Origin of the sequence: Capnocytophaga felis (genome assembly GCF_009684755.1) — a bacterium.
GTDB lineage: Bacteria > Bacteroidota > Bacteroidia > Flavobacteriales > Flavobacteriaceae > Capnocytophaga > Capnocytophaga felis.
In genome coordinates this window covers 148082-166028 of sequence record NZ_BLBC01000006.1, presented here as the reverse complement: position 1 = coordinate 166028, position 17947 = coordinate 148082, and the positions used below count along the sequence as shown (strand labels likewise).

General features: G+C 35.8%; 14 protein-coding genes and 3 tRNA genes. 7 read left to right on the top strand and 10 right to left on the bottom strand.

Going from position 1 to position 17947, the window contains the following annotated elements; all coding sequences use genetic code 11:
• Nucleotides 1-151 precede the first annotated feature (151 nt).
• Entirely contained in the window at nucleotides 152-862 is a 711-nt protein-coding gene (locus tag GN105_RS05805) for a DUF6261 family protein (RefSeq protein ID WP_155284488.1), read from the top strand.
• 95 nt (nucleotides 863-957) lie between these two features.
• On the opposite strand, the gene GN105_RS05800 is transcribed toward GN105_RS05805, so the two are convergent.
• Nucleotides 958-2130: an AIR synthase related protein gene (locus GN105_RS05800; protein ID WP_155284487.1), complete on the bottom strand. Its 1173-nt coding sequence runs from the start codon at nucleotides 2128-2130 to the stop codon at nucleotides 958-960.
• A 179-nt stretch (nucleotides 2131-2309) separates the two neighbouring features.
• On the opposite strand from GN105_RS05800, the gene GN105_RS05795 reads away from it, so the two are divergent.
• Nucleotides 2310-2720, top strand: coding sequence for a DUF4293 domain-containing protein (locus GN105_RS05795; protein WP_155284486.1), 411 nt, complete (start codon nucleotides 2310-2312; stop codon nucleotides 2718-2720).
• An 83-nt stretch (nucleotides 2721-2803) separates the two neighbouring features.
• Here the strand turns inward: GN105_RS05795 and GN105_RS05790 are convergent, their stop codons facing one another.
• Nucleotides 2804-4342 carry a sulfatase family protein gene (locus tag GN105_RS05790; RefSeq protein WP_155284485.1) on the bottom strand — a complete coding sequence of 513 codons (1539 nt, stop codon included), beginning with the start codon at nucleotides 4340-4342 and terminating at the stop codon, nucleotides 2804-2806.
• 171 nt (nucleotides 4343-4513) lie between these two features.
• Here GN105_RS05790 and GN105_RS05785 point away from each other — a divergent pair, with 171 nt between their 5' ends.
• From GN105_RS05785 to GN105_RS05775, 3 genes are all read left to right on the top strand, one after another.
• Nucleotides 4514-5185, top strand: coding sequence for a response regulator transcription factor (locus tag GN105_RS05785; protein WP_155284484.1), 672 nt, complete (start codon nucleotides 4514-4516; stop codon nucleotides 5183-5185).
• Entirely contained in the window at nucleotides 5182-6465 is a 1284-nt protein-coding gene (locus GN105_RS05780) for a sensor histidine kinase (protein ID WP_155284483.1), read from the top strand. Before GN105_RS05785 ends, GN105_RS05780 begins: the two co-directional genes overlap by 4 nt.
• 76 nt (nucleotides 6466-6541) lie before the next feature.
• Entirely contained in the window at nucleotides 6542-6976 is a 435-nt protein-coding gene (locus GN105_RS05775; RefSeq protein WP_155284482.1) for a PepSY-like domain-containing protein, read from the top strand.
• A 44-nt stretch (nucleotides 6977-7020) separates the two neighbouring features.
• On the opposite strand, the gene recN is transcribed toward GN105_RS05775, so the two are convergent.
• Complete coding sequence (gene recN, locus GN105_RS05770; protein ID WP_155284481.1) at nucleotides 7021-8679, bottom strand: DNA repair protein RecN; 1659 nt, start codon at nucleotides 8677-8679, stop codon at nucleotides 7021-7023.
• 24 nt (nucleotides 8680-8703) lie between these two features.
• Nucleotides 8704-9585 carry a type IX secretion system protein PorD gene (porD, locus tag GN105_RS05765; RefSeq protein WP_155284480.1) on the bottom strand — a complete coding sequence of 294 codons (882 nt, stop codon included), beginning with the start codon at nucleotides 9583-9585 and terminating at the stop codon, nucleotides 8704-8706.
• Nucleotides 9586-9680: 95 nt separating this feature from the next.
• On the opposite strand from porD, the gene GN105_RS05760 reads away from it, so the two are divergent.
• Both GN105_RS05760 and GN105_RS05755 read left to right on the top strand, forming a co-directional pair.
• On the top strand, nucleotides 9681-10103 hold the full coding sequence (locus GN105_RS05760; protein WP_155284479.1) for a PaaI family thioesterase: 423 nt from the start codon (nucleotides 9681-9683) through the stop codon (nucleotides 10101-10103).
• Nucleotides 10104-10154: 51 nt separating this feature from the next.
• Nucleotides 10155-11198, top strand: coding sequence for an isochorismate synthase (locus GN105_RS05755; protein WP_155284478.1), 1044 nt, complete (start codon nucleotides 10155-10157; stop codon nucleotides 11196-11198).
• Between the two features lie 597 nt (nucleotides 11199-11795).
• On the opposite strand, the gene GN105_RS05750 is transcribed toward GN105_RS05755, so the two are convergent.
• The 6 genes from GN105_RS05750 to GN105_RS05725 all read right to left on the bottom strand — a co-directional run bounded on the left by GN105_RS05750 (nucleotide 11796) and on the right by GN105_RS05725 (nucleotide 17940).
• Nucleotides 11796-13622 (bottom strand): alpha-1,3-galactosidase-related protein, encoded by a 1827-nt coding sequence (locus tag GN105_RS05750; protein ID WP_155284477.1) that lies wholly within the window; start codon nucleotides 13620-13622, stop codon nucleotides 11796-11798.
• A gap of 131 nt (nucleotides 13623-13753) precedes the next feature.
• A tRNA-Arg gene (locus GN105_RS05745) sits at nucleotides 13754-13827 on the bottom strand.
• 71 nt (nucleotides 13828-13898) lie between these two features.
• Nucleotides 13899-13973 (bottom strand) — tRNA-Pro (locus tag GN105_RS05740).
• Nucleotides 13974-13991: 18 nt separating this feature from the next.
• A tRNA-Ser gene (locus tag GN105_RS05735) sits at nucleotides 13992-14075 on the bottom strand.
• Between the two features lie 313 nt (nucleotides 14076-14388).
• Nucleotides 14389-17151, bottom strand: coding sequence for a sodium-translocating pyrophosphatase (locus GN105_RS05730; protein ID WP_155284476.1), 2763 nt, complete (start codon nucleotides 17149-17151; stop codon nucleotides 14389-14391).
• A gap of 156 nt (nucleotides 17152-17307) precedes the next feature.
• The gene (locus GN105_RS05725) at nucleotides 17308-17940 is read right to left on the bottom strand and encodes a 7-carboxy-7-deazaguanine synthase QueE (protein WP_155284475.1); all 633 of its coding nucleotides are present in this window, start codon (nucleotides 17938-17940) and stop codon (nucleotides 17308-17310) included.
• Nucleotides 17941-17947: the final 7 nt, after the last annotated feature.

Below are 17947 nucleotides of genomic sequence, written 5' to 3'. Positions count from 1 at the left end.
TTACTTTCGCAGTTTAGTTTTATTTTTCCTACAAAAAAATGTATTTTATTCATTTTTAAAAAAATTATTAAGAAAAAATATTGTCTTTTTAATAATTTTAAGTACCTTAGTCGCAGTAAAATACCTTTTTGTAAATTTAAACCGTATTATTATGAAAATCACTTTATCAAAACTTAATACTAAAGAGTTGGCTACATTAACCGAAACGACAATTTCTATTTCCAAAAGCGGGAAGTACACATTTATAGAAAGTAATGAGCTTTTGAAACAAGTGGAAGAAATTTTTAAAGTGTACAGGCTTGTCTATACGAAATCAACTTTCAGCGGAAAAGGCAAATCAGTAGCCGAAGCGGACAGACATCGCGACAAACTTTACAACGGCTTACGCGATTACATAAAAGGATATGCAGGTTTGGAACCCCTCCCCTACAATGCCAAAGCCAAAACCATTTACGCCGTATTTAAAAAATACGGAACCGGACTTTCAAAATTAAAATATGTTGAACAAACCGCTCAGCTACGAAAATTCCTTGAAGAAATGAATCTGTCGGAAAACCTGTTATTATTGGAAGATTTGGGCGTAAAGACTGTTTTGGAACTGTTAAAACAAGCTCAAGATGATTTTGATGTTGTTTACGCCGAACAAATAGCCAGTAATTCCGAACTTCGTAATATTCCTTCGGCATCGAAAGTACGAACCGAATTGGAAGAGTATTTACGTGCGTATTTTACTTTCATAAAAGTAATGCAGAAAAGCCCCGAGTGGAAACCTCTCTACAACGAAATCAATGAATTGGTAAAGTCGGTAAAGCCCAATACTTCCGAAAAGAAGAATAATAAACCCGAAGAGCCTCAAAGCTAATCGTTTCTGAAGCTACCAAAAAGAACGGGATTATGAAAAATTCGGCAACTTAAAGCAAATAAAAACGGATGACTTGTAATCATCCGTTTCTTACATTAATATTCAAAAACTCCGTATTCACTGTTGATTGTCAGTTTTTTAGCCTCAGATTTCTCAACCCGACCTATAATTTTTGCTGCCACGCCAAAACTTTCTGAAATGGAAATAATGTCATTTGCAATTTCCTGAGGCACATAAAGTTCCATACGATGTCCGCAATTGAAAACCTGATACATTTCCTTCCAATCAGTTGCGGATTCTTGTTGAATTAACCTGAAAAGAGGAGGAATTTCAAACAAATTATCTTTTATAATATGCAAATTATCAACAAAATGCAATATTTTTGTTTGAGCTCCGCCACTACAATGCACCATTCCGTGAATTTGTGTCGTGTTATATTTCTCAAGAATTTTTTTGATTATCGGAGCATAAGTTCGTGTTGGCGAGAGTACCAATTTTCCGGCATCCAACGGACTGTTTTCCACCAAATCGGTTAGTTTTTTTGTTCCGGAATAGACCAATTCTTCAGGTACGGAAGCATCAAAACTTTCCGGATATTTCTCAGCCAAACACTTAGCAAAAACATCGTGCCGTGCCGAAGTTAATCCGTTACTTCCCATTCCTCCATTGTACGCTTTCTCGTATTTTGCCTGACCAAAAGAAGCCAACCCTACAATTACATCTCCTTCTTTTATATTTGAATTATCAATAACTTGGCTTCTTTTCATTCGTGCCACTACGGTAGAATCAACAATCACAGTACGAACCAAATCACCCACATCGGCAGTTTCTCCTCCTGTTGAATGGATATTGACGCCAAATTCTTTCAATTCGGAAATAAGCTCCTCCGTTCCGTTGATAATTGCTGAGATTACCTCAGCAGGAATTACATTTTTGTTTCGCCCAATGGTTGAAGAAAGCATAATATCATCAACCGCTCCTACACAAAGCAAATCATCAATGTTCATAATCAACGCATCTTGTGCAATACCTTTCCAAACAGACAAATCACCTGTTTCCTTCCAATACATATATGCCAAAGAAGATTTTGTTCCTGCTCCATCGGCGTGCATAACCAAACAATATTGCTCATCATTTGTTAAATAATCCGGAACTATCTTGCAGAAAGCTTTTGGAAAAAGCCCTTTATCAATATTTTTTATTGCATTATGCACATCTCCTTTTGATGCCGAAACACCACGTTGTGCGTATCGTTTACTTACTTCCATTAAATGATTCTTTTTAAGTATTTTTAATAATGTACTTGGAGGCAAATTTACGATTTTTTTTTATAAATCCTACTTCTGCATAACTCAATAAAATTTTATTGAACTCAGAAAAAAAATTCACTTTAAATTTGGTAGATATGTTAAATTTTCCGTAGGTTTGCACGGTGAAAATTTAAGCTATGATTCAGAGAATACAAAGCGTTTATATGTTAATTGTGGCAGTTGTTAGTGGAGTTTTTCCTCTGATATTTTCGTTATACACACAAGCCGGCACAGTTGTATTCGCGTACAGAAATGACATTGCAAGTGGTATTTTATTTGCAATATCAGCAGTTTTAGCAATTTATGGCATTTTCAAATTCAAGACAAGACAGACTCAGTTTGTTCTCAACAGGCTGAATATTCTTATAAATCTTACTTTACTAGGAATATTTGTATATCGAGTGCTAACTTCATCCGGAGAAAGTTTAATTTCTGAGAAGGGTGTTGGGATTTTCTTACCCGTTCTTTCTATCGTTTTTTTATTTTTAGCCAATCAGGCTATCCGACGGGACGAAAACCTTGTAAAATCAGCAGATAGATTACGATAGACCTATAATCTTAGTAGTGTTAGTGCGTTAAAAAAATCCTAAGCAAAGCTTAGGATTTTTTTATTACTTATTTTCTTTATTCCTTATTTCAAATATCCTTTTTGTTTTTCTCTTGCAAGAATTTTCTTCATCTCTTTTACTTTTTCAGGATATTGGTCAGCAACATTATGGCTTTCGGATTTATCTTTCTGAATATGATACAGTTGCTCTTGTTTTGAATTTCCAAGATACGTACGTGTCAACTCTTGGTAAGCTCTGCGGTCGCTTGGTTCTATGTATTTCCACACTGCATTATTCACAGACAATGCCCCTGCCGATGTAATAATGTAATCTCTTCCTTTAAAGTCTTTTCCCAATAAGGTTTCCAATTGATTTTGACTATCTTTCGCTGCTCCTTCGGGAATGTTTCCATTCAAAAGAGCCGTCAATGTCGCAAACAAATCCACCTGAGAAAATAAGGCGTCAGATGTGCCCGCTTTCACTTTCTGTGGCAAACTTACTATGAACGGAACACGCGTTCCTGCTTCAAAATTGCTATACTTCCCTCCTCTGTGATGAAATTCTCCCCAAGGATTATGATTCCCTAAAAGTTCTTCGGCTTGGTCTTGATAACCATCATCAATTACAGGACCATTATCGCTACTCACAATGACGAGTGTATTTTCCAACAATCCATTCTTTTTGAGAGTTTCAACGATCTGCCCAACTGTCCAGTCAAACTGCAAAATGGCATCTCCCCGATATCCCATTCCACTTTTTCCGGCGAAACGGGTGTGCGGATACCTCGGCACGTGAATGTCATTAGTTCCTACGTACAAAAAGAAAGGTTTATTAGCGTTTTTTTCGATAAAGTTTACTGCTTTTTGAGCTATGGAATCGGCTATGTTTTCATCTTCCCAAAGTGCCTTTCCTCCCCCTTTCATATATCCTATTCGTGAAATCCCATTCACAATAGCCTGATTATGACCGTGATTTATTGAAGGTTTAAGTTTGGTTAACAAATCGGGATGTGTTTCTCCCAACGGTTCTCCTTCAAAAGGCTGTTGGTAACTGACTTCAATAGGTGCGGTAGCATCATAATTGGAAACTCTTTGATTTTCAACCCACACACACGGAACTCGGTCACCAGTAGCTGCCATCAAATAGGAATAATCAAAACCTATATCTGACGGACCAGGCGTGATGAATCCGTTCCAATTTTGAGAACCTCGTTCATTTCCCAAGCCCAAATGCCATTTTCCGATAGCTCCCGTTGTATAACCTGCTGACTTAAACACATCTGCAATAGTAACTTGCTCAGGACGAATGACCATTCCTGCATCACCATCAGCGATTCCCGTGTCTTTTCTTCTCCAATTATATTCGCCTGTAAATAACGAATAACGTGAAGGCGTGCAAGTAGCTGCTGTTGTGTGGGCGTTTGTGAACAAAATCCCGCTATTAGCCAATTTATCTACCTGAGGTGTTTGAATTGTGGTAGCTCCGTAACAACTCAAATCACCGTAACCAAGGTCATCCGCAATGATTAAAACCACATTAGGGGGTTTTATTTTCTCTTCCTTAGTTTTTATTCCGCAAGAGACGATAAACAATACCAATAAAGTAACCATTTTTATTTTCATCGGAAAAACTTTTTATTCAATAATTTCAAATCTCCACAAAATTATGAAATAATTTTCCAAGGTAAATTCATTTTTCAAAAAATATTTGAAAACAATAACACATAAAAACTAATATTTCCAACTTTATTCCCAAATCATTTCATAAATTTGCCTTTTTGAATGTTTCAAAGTATGAAAATCTTGATTATTGAAGACGAACCCGCTTTATTGGAAACAATACAGCAATTTTTAAAAAACGAAAAATACATCGTTGAAACAGCAACTGATTACATCTCAGGAATTGACAAAATCGGGGCATATGATTACGACTGTATTTTGCTGGATATTATGTTGCCTAAAGGAAGTGGAATTGAAATTCTGAAAGAAATTAAACGCCTGAATAAAAAAGATGCCGTTATTATCATCTCGGCAAAAGATTCGGTTGAAGATAAGGTTCTGGGGTTGGATTTAGGAGCAGATGATTATTTAGCTAAACCATTCAACCTATTAGAGTTACATTCAAGAGTAAAATCAGCCATACGACGAAAAAACCAAAATGGAGAGAATTTCATTTCGTTTAAAAATGTAAAAATTTTTCCTGAAGACCGAAAAGTTTTGGTAAATCAGCAAGAAATGACCTTAAACCGCAAAGAATTCGATTTGCTTTATTACTTTATGATTCGTCCCGAAAAAACCTTACAAAAAACATCTCTGGCTGAATCTGTTTGGGGAGACAGCATTGACCAAGCCGACAGTTTGGATTTCATTTATTCACAAATAAAAAATCTGCGAAAAAAACTTAAAGAACATAATGCAGAAATTGATTTTCAAGCAGTTTACGGAATTGGGTACAAATTAGTATGAGTATTTCGTTAAAAAGTTACACGCTAAAATACCTTGCCTCAGCACTTTTTATCATCATTGCTGTTTGGGCAACGCTTTTTTATACCTTTTTGATAGAAGAAGTTTATGACAATATTGATGACGGATTAAAAAACCTAAAAATCCAAATTATCCGAGAAGCATATCTTAACGATAAAATAATGGATATCAATGAATTTGACTTCAATCAATTTCGTATTATTCCCATCGAGCTGCAAGACTACAAAGAAGGTAATTATTTCAGAACGGAATCCTTTTATATGGAATACGAGGACGAACCCGAGCCGTATCGTGTTTTGGAAACTTATTTCAGAGATAAGGAAGGACAACCAAAACGACTTGAAATACGCACTTCCATAGTGGAGGAAGACGAATTTGGTCAAAATCTTTTCATAGCTCTTATCGTTCTGTATGTAGTAATGGTTACGAGCATCATTACGATTAACAATATCATTCTGAGAAAAACTTGGAAACCTTTCTATCAAATACTCGAAAGATTAGGAAATTACGAATTAGGAAAAGGAAACAATACCACAAAGAGCGAATCGACCAATGTTAGGGAATTTAAACTCTTGAACAGCCAAATCCAAAAAATGATTCATCGAAATGAGCTGATGTTCAAGCAACAAAAACAATTTATAGAAAATGCTTCACACGAATTACAAACACCTTTGGCAATTGCCATCAACAAAATAGAAATCCTTTTGGAAGACGATACTTTGAGTGAAGAAAAACTCATAGAACTCAGCAACACACGTGAAACATTGCTCAAATTAGTGAAAATCAATAAGTCTCTTCTGATGCTTTCCCGCATTGAAAACAATCAGTTCAGCCCTCGGGAAGAGATAAATCTCAACGCAATAACAAAAAATATCGTTAATGATTTTTCGGATATGATTGATTTCAAGGAGATTTCGTTAGAATTAAATGATAATAAAATCTTCAAACCGATAATGAATCCTGATCTGGCTTACATTTTGGTTTCAAATCTTTTGCGTAACGCTATCAAATACAACAAAAATGGTGGTGCCATTCGCATTGATTTTTCCGAGAATGGTTTTAGTATCAGCAATACTTCCTCCACTTCGGAATCTCTTGACAAATCTCTCATTTTCAATAGATTTTACAAATCCGATCAAGATAGCACATCAACAGGATTAGGGCTTTCAATCGTGAAAACCATCGTTGATAACACTCCGAATCTCAAAATAGATTATCAATTTGAAGACAATATGCATATTTTTATAGTGAAAAAATTATAAGATTTTAATCTCCTTCCCATTTCTTTCCTAAATTAGCCCATAATTTTGCACCATCAAATTAAAATTTATATCACATATGAAAAAATTAACTACAATGTTATTTCTGCTTATCGGAATGACAATCAATGCACAAGAATACGTCATAACACAAAATGAGTTGCCTCAAAACGCACAAAATTTCATCAAAAAGCATTTTTCAAAATACACTTTGGATTATGTGGTGCTTGACAAAGAGTATTTCTCGTCAGATGATTACACAGTGAGATTTGCCGAAGGATTAAAAATCGAATTCAACGGAAGAGGCGAATGGACAGAAGTGGACGGAAATTACACCCAAATCCCTACCGAATTCATATCAAAAAACATTCTGTCATACGTCAAAACAAAATTCTCGAATACCAAAATTGTAAAAATAGAAAAAGGTTCGTTCGGAAGTCAAGAAGTAAAGCTTTCCAACGGCTTGGAGCTTGAATTTGATTCCAAAGGAAATTTCAGACGAGTTGACGGATAAAAAAAAATAGCCCCCATAAATGGGGACTATTTTTTTAACAATTATCATCTTTTTCTTAAAAGTTCAACTGCGTGATTACGTGCCGATTCGCTACTACTTTTACCTCCAAGCATTTCCGATATTTCCACAATACGCTCATTATCAGAAAGAACCTTCAACATAGTTGTAGTCTTGCCATTAATATCTTCTTTAAAAACCTTGAAATGATAATCCCCTTTGGCTGCAATCTGAGGAAGGTGAGTAATGGCAAAGACTTGGCGGTTTGCACTCATTGATTTCATAATGTCGCCCATCTTTTGAGAAATTTCCCCCGAAACTCCCGTATCAATCTCATCAAACATAATGGTAGGGAGTGCTGTGTGTTCCGCCATAATGGCTTTTACCGAAAGCATTATTCGCGAGAGTTCTCCTCCTGAGGCAACCTTTTTCAATTGTCCGAAATTTCCTCCTTTATTGGCTGAAAACAAAAACGAAAGCTCATCAATTCCGTTATTAAAAAAAGTCTCGGTTGAGGTAACCTCAACAGAAAAACGTGCATTGGGCATTCCTAATTCGTGTATGAATTCGGTAAGTTGCTTTACCAATTTGGGAATTACCTCTTCACGTGTTTTATGGATTTCGAGTGCCTTTTGGTAGGTATTCTCCCTCTCTTTCTCCACTGTCTGTGTTTGCTGTGCGATATTTTCTTCAATGTTTTCGGTTTGTGAAACCGACTTCTCTAAATCCTCTTGAATTTCAATAAGTTGCTCAACTGTCAAGACTTTATGTTTCTTTTGCAAGCTGTAAATCAAATCTAACTGACGGGAAACCTCCTCCATTTTTTCAGGATTGCTTTCTATGTTTTCGTCAATATCGAATACTTCATTTTGCAAGTCTTCCAATTCAAGAAAAGCCGATTCGATGCGTTCAAATATGTCTCTGTACTGTTGTTTGTAGTCGGTTAGGCTTGAAAAAGTGCGTTTCAACTCTCGAAGTTGATTAACTATTCCTATATTCTCATCACTGAGCAAATGTAAGCTCTCCGAAATGCGTTCTTTTATCTCCTCTATATTTGAGGCTTCTTCGTATGTTTCTTCCAGTTGTTCTTGAATGCCTTTTTGCAAAGGAGCCGATTTCAATTCCTTTAATAAATGCAGATTATAATCATATTCTTTATTTGCATTCTTTTGGAAATCAATTAACTCTTGCAGTTTTTTTTGAGATTTCTTCAATGCCAACCATAAGGATTTATATTCTTCCTTTAAATCCTTGTTGCCTGCCATTGTATCGATAATTTCAAACTGAAAGCCTAAATCTCCTAATGAAATGGTTTGATGTTGTGAGTGAATATCCACCAACACTTGTCCTAATTTAGTAAGAATATCCAAAGTTACGGGCGAATCATTAATGAAAGCACGTGATTTTCCCGTTGGGAGTATTTCCCTACGGATAATTGTATTTGCATCGTAATCAATTCCCAATTCATCAAAAAGCGATTCAAATTCATATTTATGCAAATCAAATTCCACTTCAATGATGCATTTTTCCTCTGCATTTCGTAAAACTGACATATCTGCCCGCTTTCCAAGAACTAACGAAAGGGCATCTAATAAAATAGATTTTCCGGCTCCAGTTTCTCCCGTGATAATAATAAAACCTTCCGGAAAATCAATCTGCAAATCGTCGATTAATGCAAAATTTTTGATTGAAAGTACTTTAAGCATAAATATTTATAATTTTTTTCTTCGTTATTTTATTTGATTCCATTTAGTAGCTTGCCAAGGAGCTATTTTACTAAGAGCTTCTTTCAATGCAGATGTATTAAAAATGCTTCCACCTGAAAAAACAGATACTATTTCATCTGTTTTTGCGTTAAAAAATAAATTCATCGCATAGGAATTCAGCCTAAGGCTTGGGATTTGTTCAAGCAACAAGATTGCTTTTTGAATTTCTTCTTTGCCTTGTTTCTCATTGGCAGTCATCGTATCCAAACCCAATCGGTGATATTGATAGAATGCTTGGTGATATTTCTGATAATTTTCAGAAAGTAATTCGGTGGCAAGTAACCAACGATTGTTATTTCCGTCATCTGTCCAACCTGAAAAACCACTACTCTGAGCTGAAATTACAACATTCTGAGCTTTTGTAAAATAATGATTTCCTCCCATTTCAGAAAAAGTATCGGCATCAAAACCTAAAATCAAGTAAACATAATAAGCCACAACAGAAGTTAAATTTGACTGAAACGAATTTTCATTAAAAGAAAGAGGTTCATATTCCTGATAATTAAACATAACTTCTTTATCTTGTAAGTTTACAACAGACGTTTGATACGAAGTATTAAAAACAGGACGTGAGGATTGTACCAAAAGGCTTGCCTCAAACCGATTTCCTTCATATTTATTAATCACAAATGTAAAACTACATTGAATACGTTCATTTTCTCGTACTTTTTGGCTTGTCCACTGTGTTTTATTTATAAATTCTTGTAATGATTTTTCAAGAGTTTTAAAAACAGACTTATTGGTAACATTCACTTTTTGTGTATTTACCGTAACAATACAATTTAATTCTTGCGAATGTAAATTACAACCAAGAATTAAAGCCAAAACAAATAAAATTTTTTTCATAATTTCATTCAGATTTTAACGCAAATATAATTTATTTTTACGGAATAGAAAAAGATTTAAAAAAATTTCTATCTTTACGCTCCAAAAACAATCCTATGAACACAAATAAGCAAACCTTACTAAAAAAATGGAATGAAACCTCCGGTGATAATATGATGAAATTCTGGGAAATGGATTTCGTAGAGTTGGGAGAGAATTACATCATACTAAAAATGCCCGTTACCGAAAAAGTTACTCAAATTGACGGTATTTTACACGGCGGGGCAACGCTTGCTTTGGCAGAATCTGCCGGAAGTATCGGTGCTTGGATTCTTTACCGAAAGGAAGGCGAAAGCATACGAGGCATCGAGCTGAGCGGAAACCACGTAAGAGCTGCAAAAGTGGGTGATATTATCTTTGCCAAAGCAACCTGCATCAATGCAGGGAATACTTTACAGCTTTGGGAGATAAAAATTACCAATCAAGATGATAAACTGATTTCATTCTGTAAGTTTACAACCATAAAAGTAAAACAATAACACAAAAAACACAAAGAAAACTTTTCTTTCATCACTGACAAACATCTTGGTATGAATATTTTTAAGAAAATCAATGAAATATATCATTCTGAAATGCCTTTTGTTGCTTTCAGAAAGCCAGACTCAAACATTATCGAAGTATTCGAACAGTTCGATGATACGGTTTATTGCTTTGACGACACATTTTCTGTTAGTGGCTTTGTGTTAGCTCCTTTTGAAAAGGATAAAAACCTTTCCGTCATCATAAAAGCAGACAAAAAATATCAGGAAGATTTAAAAAACAATCATATCGGATTTCCTGCCAAGAAAGAAATTCCTATTTGCAACATTGAAAAAGAAAAACATATCCAATTGATAGAAAAAGCCATTGAGCAAATGCAAAAAGGAGTTTTTGAAAAAGTAGTTCTCTCTCGAAAAATAACTCTTAATCACAAAGCAAATCCTGTGGAAGTCTTTGAAAAAATGACAAATCATTATCCTTCGGCTTTTTGTTATTTGTTTTCACACCCAAAAATAGGTATCTGGATTGCAGCAACGCCCGAGAAGCTTTTAAACGTGCATAAAAATTATATTTATACGATGGCTCTTGCAGGAACACAGCCTTACAAAGAACAAGGAGACCACATTTGGAAAGAAAAAGAGAAAGATGAACAGCAAATCGTAACTGATGTAATCCTTAGCAAGATTGCCACACACGTAGATAATCTTGATGTTTCGACGGTAAAGACCGTTCGGGCAGGAAATGTAGTGCATCTTTGCACGGACATTACAGCAAAACTCAAAAGCAATGAGAATCCGTTTACAATCGTCAATGAATTACACCCCACCCCTGCCGTTTGCGGCTTTCCCAATAAAGAAGCAAAGCAATTCATTATAGAAAATGAGCATTACAACCGTTCCTATTATTCGGGATATTGCGGCGTTGTTAATGGCAATGAAAAATCAATCGATTTCTATGTGAATTTACGATGTATGCAGCTTGAAAACAATCAAATTTTCATATATGTAGGCGGAGGCATCTTAAAAGAATCCAATTCACAAGCGGAATGGGAAGAAACACAGAATAAAGCACAAACAATGTTTGCAATCCTTTAAATAATCCTTTTGTTTTTCCCTTTTGGAAACATCTACAAAAAGCAAAGTTATCTTGAAAATTTACTTTTATAGATAACAATGAATCAATTTCTTCAATCCTAAACACTTATCATTATAGCTTAGTCTTTTGTAAAGAAGTTAATTAGTTTGTAACTGCTAATTGATACATTCAACAAGATTAAAAATAAGCTCCACATAAACTACACAAAAGAAATCATCATCAAATTGAAGCTATTCAATATAAAAATAGACAAAATTCAAGTAGAAAGACACAAAATCCAAGTAGAAAAATACAAAATCCAAGTAGAAAAATACAAAATCCAAGTGGAAAGATACAAAATCTAAGTGGGGAAAATGAAATTCTATTAGGGAAGAAACAAATCCCTTTAGGGAAGAAACAAATCCCTTTAGAGAAGAAGCAAATCCCTTTAGAGAAGAAGCAAATCCCTTTAGGGAAGAGAAAAAATACAAGTAAAAAGATACAAAATACAAGTAGAATAAAATATATTCCAAATAAAAAACTTTGTTATAAATGTATCTTTAAACATTTTATAACAAAGTTTTTATATGATAGCTATTTACTTTCTCTGAAGAAATCTATTTACTCCAATTTACATCTTCTTTATTGGAAAGATTTATCTTAATATCTTCCTCCGTAAGAGGTTTTTCAAAAGAATTATCTTTGATAGTTACATTTTTAACGTGTTCAAAGAAAAATTTATGGTTGTTCCAATGAAAAGGATTAAAATCTTTGTTTTTGACAACTTTATTATTCTTGAAAATAAGATTATCCACTGATTTGGCATACAGAATAGGTTCGTCGAACATCTCGAAAACATTGTTCTCAATCACGATTCCCGAATGGAAATACTGTTTTTGGTCTTTCAAATTAGGGATTTCGGGATAAATGGAAATGACTGCGTTTGTAAACTGATAGTTTGCCGTTAAAGCATTGATGAATTTATTATTTTTGATGATGACTTCCTTGCAAGCCCCCGTTTCATACCATCCGTTACAGTCTCCACAAAGCAAAATAGCCGTTCCGTGCGTATGGTCAAACAGATTATCTTCACAAACTACCTTTCTGGGAGTGCTGAACAGAACTCCGCGAGCACGATTATTACGGACAACATTGTTTTTGAAGATGACTTCAGGTGTCCACGTAAGGTTTTCAATACCGAAAGGATTGCTTTCGTTAATTTCCTGAGGAATATCCTCCGTAAACACTATCTCGAAGACCTTAGCACCAAATTCCGAAGGTTTATCCACAGCTTTAATGCTTTTTATCTTATAGATTTTGTTATCAACCAAGTCCATCGTATTTGAGGAAATGAATTGAACCTCATCGCCTACCTCTCCCCACAAAAATCCCCAAGCCTGCGGATGCATATAACTTGCCTTTACTGTGTTTCCACTTGTCCGCTCAATGATTTTTAGATACGTTCCGTGTACGTTAATTGCATCATCTGCCATTCCTTCATACAAACCATTCTCGGAACGTATAATTCCTTTGCAGGCAGAAAAATGGGTAGCATCGGCTTGTGTGGTGAAGTATCGGGAATCATTTTCTTTTAAGCAGACAGAAAACTTATCAAGCGTTATATCTTCCGAAAGCTGTGCCAATAATCCCATTCCCCAAGCGTAATGTACTTTTACGTTTTCGATACGTGTATTTTTGCAATAGTCAAGTACTATTCCGGGTGCGGGACGATGATATGTTCGTAGGGCAAATCTCTCACCTACTTCGGTAAACGGATTTTGTTGCCAGCCTTCTATTTTTAACACATCAGGACGAAGCTCACTTACTTTTCGAGGTGTAAAATTAACATCTCCACGCTGATAGGTAAGTTTTCTATCTTTACTGAAAGCCATTGCAACTATCGGATTGATTTTGTAATCTTCCCCGAAGAGTATTAATTTATCGTTTTCTATTCGGTAATTTTGTTTGGGGTGTATTTCTGCTATGGTGATGTTGTTTTCTTTATCTACTTCCAGAATTTCCAGCTGCCTGAGGTGCGGATTCTCAAAGTCTATTGAAAAATTCTTCAAGACGATGTTTTGGCAATTCTTTACTACAAAAGGAATCATTGTTCCGTGAAAGATTAGCTCGCTTCCGTTACCATCAATGGTTACATTTTGAAGATTTTCCAAGTAGAACGCCACTTTTTTGGGATTATCTTGATCGTGATTGGAGATATAAAGCTCTTTTTCATAGCTTCCTTCGGGATAGAAGTGATAGATTCCCTTCTCCATAACAATCTGCCCAGCCTTCTCCCGATTGTTTTTAATTTTTTCTATTTCATTTTTTACAACGGAAGCATAGTTTTTTATTCCTTCCTTCATTTGTATGGTTTGGGATTTGTTAGTTGTGCAACCTACCAGCATTGCCACAACAAAGCACAGAAGATAAAAATAATTTCTCATTGGTTTGCGTTTTTATGAATACTTCGCAAAGATAAAGATTTATAAGGAGAAAACACAAAAAAGCAATGCAAGACTTTCGCCCTGCATTGCCTCTGAACATAAATTTTAATACAAAATGAAACAAATTTTCGTGATCACGGCAGGATTCGAACCTGCGACCGTCTGCTTAGAAGGCAGATGCTCTATCCAGCTGAGCTACGTGACCCCTTTAACCAAAAAAATATATTCCTAAATGCAACATTGAAACATTTATGAAATATATTTTGTTTTTTTGAGTCGGGGCGGCAGGATTCGAACCTGCGACCTCCTGGTCCCAAACCAGGCGCGATGACCGGACTACGCTACGCCCCGAGAATTTTTATTTTGATGCGGAGAGACTGGGACTCGAACCCAGGCATCGGTTACCCGATGACAGATTAGCAATCTGCTCCGTTACCACTCCGGCACCTCTCCTTTATTTGTTGTGAACGTCTTTGTTTCTGTTTTGCGAGTGCAAATATAGAATGTTATTTTTTCTTGTGCAAATAAATTTGAAGTTTTTTTAGTGTTTTTTTTACATTTTTTTTCATCATATTTATTTTCAATACCTTACAATAAATAAAATTCACACGCTTTTTTTAAAATTTTTTATTACTCGAAAAATCATACGTTTTTTACAAAATAATGACTCTCCAAATAAGATTTTTTAATATTCTTAAAAAAAGAAAAAGTACAAAGTTCTTTTATTTTCAACTTTGTACTTTTTAATTTCTATTTAATTTTTTAGTTATTTGGCGAACAAACGAACATCAACACGCCTGTTTTTTGCTCTACACTCAGGAGTATCATTTTCCGGACAAACGGGATGTCTTTCTCCGTAACCCTCTGCACTTAATTGAGATTCATTTGCCCCCAAAGCTACCAATTTTGACTTTACAGACTCGGCACGTCTTCTTGATAACTCAATATTTTTTTGAGCATCTCCCGAATTGTCAGTATATCCACCAATTCGAAGCCCTGCTTTAGGAAAAGCTTTCAAAATTGTAACTATGTTTACCAATTGTGCCTCAGAATCAGATGTTAATTCATCACTTCCTGATTTAAAATAAGTTCTATCAAGAGTAATCCAATTCTGTTTTGCATCTCTTTCTATGTCAAAATTTTCATCTAACAACAAATTCACAATCTTTCTTTCAGAAGAATTCAAACCTACTTGAAGCCCGTTATTATCCGGCAAGCTAAGTGCAGAAACTTCTCCTACATCATATTTATAATTTCCGTAAGCGTCTAACAACTCCTTGTCCGAATTATCTTCCATATTTTCTGTTTGAACAGACTGCATACTTTCATCTTTCACTTCAACTTTAGCTGATTCTGAATCATTTGCATCTGATGTATGTCCGCCTAAAATCGGAGCAATAACCAAACCTACCAAACAAGTCAATTTAATTAAAATATTCATTGAAGGTCCTGATGTATCTTTGAAAGGATCTCCGACAGTATCACCAGTTACAGCTGATTTATGAGCGTCAGACCCTTTGTAAGTCATTTGTCCGTTGATTTCAACTCCGGCTTCAAAAGATTTTTTAGCATTATCCCAAGCTCCACCTGCGTTGTTTTGGAAAATAGCCCAAAGAACCCCTGACACGGCAACGCCCGCCATATATGCACCCAAAGCCTCTGCTCCCATCACAAAGCCTATTATTATAGGTGTAACAATAGTAATCGCACCGGGAAGCATCATCTCACGAAGTGCTGCTTTGGTTGAAATATCAACACATTTTCCATATTCAGGAGTGCCTTTACCTTCCATAATACCAGGGATTTCACGGAACTGACGACGAACTTCTTGAACCATATCCATCGCTGCCTTTCCTACCGATTGCATAGCCAAAGCAGAGAAAACAACAGGAATCATACCTCCGATGAAAAGAGCCGCTAAAACGTCAGCCTTGAAAATGTTAATTCCGTCAATACCTGTGAAAGTTACGTATGCCGCGAACAAAGCCAATGCTGTAAGTGCTGCTGATGCAATAGCAAATCCTTTACCAACCGCAGCTGTTGTATTCCCTACCGAATCTAAAATATCGGTGCGTTGACGCACTTCCTTTGGTAATTCGCTCATTTCGGCAATACCTCCCGCATTGTCTGCAATCGGTCCGAAAGCATCAATAGCTAACTGCATTGCCGTAGTAGCCATCATCGCCGAAGCAGCAATCGCAACTCCGTAGAAACCAGCTAATTCATAAGAACCCCAAATTGCCACAGCAAAAAGCAAAACAGAAGAGAACGTTGATTTCATCCCTGTTGCCAAACCTGCAATAATGTTAGTTGCGGCACCGGTTGATGAATTCTGAACGATATTCAAAACCGGTTTTTTACCCAAAGCTGTAAAATATTCTGTAAAAGCAGATATCAATAAACCAACAGCCAAACCAACCACAGTAGCAAAGAAAACGTTACTACTTGGAATGCTTTTCACTCCTTCACCAAAAAACTTCATCTGGATAGTTTCCGGTAACATCATATCAATTAAGAACCAGCAAGAAATCAATGTCAAAGCCAAAGCCACATAGTTACCCATATTTAATGACTGTTGTACTTGCTTTTCTTTAGCCTCGTTATTTTTGATGCTTACAAAAAATGTTCCCACGATAGAAGCAATAACCCCCACTCCGGCAATTACAAGCGGAAGTAAAATAGGTCCTAATCCGTCAAAATTATCCGAATAAGCAACGCCCGTTGCTTCTGTGATATCTTTGATGATATAATTTCCTAACACCATCGAAGCCAACACAGTAGCCACGTACGACCCAAAAAGGTCAGCTCCCATACCTGCTACGTCTCCCACGTTATCTCCCACATTATCAGCGATAGTTGCCGGATTTCGAGGGTCGTCTTCAGGGATTCCGGCTTCTACTTTTCCTACCAAATCCGCACCAACGTCAGCTGCCTTTGTATAAATACCCCCACCAACACGAGCAAAAAGTGCAATGGATTCAGCACCAAGTGAAAATCCTGCCAAAGCCTCCAAAACGATAGTCATTTCGTCATAAAAACTTTTGCTCCCTTGTAAGAAAACATTAACAAAAATAATGAAAAACAAACTTAGCCCAAGTACAGCCAAGCCTGCAACTCCCAACCCCATTACGGTTCCTCCACCGAAAGAAACTTTCAAAGCTTTCGGAAGGCTGGTACGAGCTGCTTCTGTAGTGCGAACATTTGATTTAGTGGCAATTCGCATACCGATGTTTCCTGCCAAAGCCGAAAATAAAGCCCCAAAAACAAAAGCCACAACAATAAGCCAATGTGAGGTTTCAACCATTCGGGAAACTATAAAAAGAGCCACTGAGGCGATTACCACGAAAATAGCCAAAATACGATATTCTGCATTCAAAAAAGCCAAAGCTCCTTCCTGAATTTTTTCAGAAATACTCTGCATTTTTTCGTTGCCTGTGGTTTGCTTATTAATCCACAAAGCTTTGATAATCATAAAAATAAGTCCAAAAATTGCAAGGACTAATGGAAGATAGAGTACAAATTTTTCCATAAAATGTATTAACTTAAATTTATATTAGTGTAAAATAAGGCCGTAAAAGTAATACTATTAAAAATAGTATCAAAAAAAATCTTAAAATTTAACAATTGACAAATTTTTCCAACGGTATTTAATCAAAATAATAAAATTTGGATAACCTCTTAATTACTAAGGAATATTTAAATATTTATGTGTTTGAAGAGAAACTTTCCATTTAGGATTTTTCATCACAAAATCCACAATCTCAGGAATCACTTTTTCGCGTCTGCTCCACTCCGGTTGCAAATACAAAATACATTTATCCGACACTTTTGAAGCCATTTCTTCGGCAAAAATGAAATCGTGATTATTGTAAACAATTATCTTCAATTCATCAGCTTCTTTAAAAATTTCAGGAGTTGGTAATTTCATTTTTTTGGGCGATAAACAAATCCAATCCCAAACACCTGTAAGCGTATGAGAACCAGACGTTTCTATATGTGTTTTTACTCCGTTCTCTTTTAATTTTTGAGTTAAGGGAAACATATTCCACATTAGGGGCTCTCCTCCGGTAATTACAATTGTTTTAGAATACTTAATAGCCTCACTTACAATTACATCTATATGCGTAGGAGGATGTTTTTCAGCGTCCCAACTTTCTTTCACATCGCACCAATGGCAACCTACATCGCAACCTCCTACACGAATGAAATAAGCAGCTGACCCTTTATGGTATCCCTCCCCTTGAATCGTATAAAATGCCTCCATCAACGGAAGCATTTCTCCTTTTTCCACAGCTTTTTGTGTTTCTTTATCTAACATTGTCAAT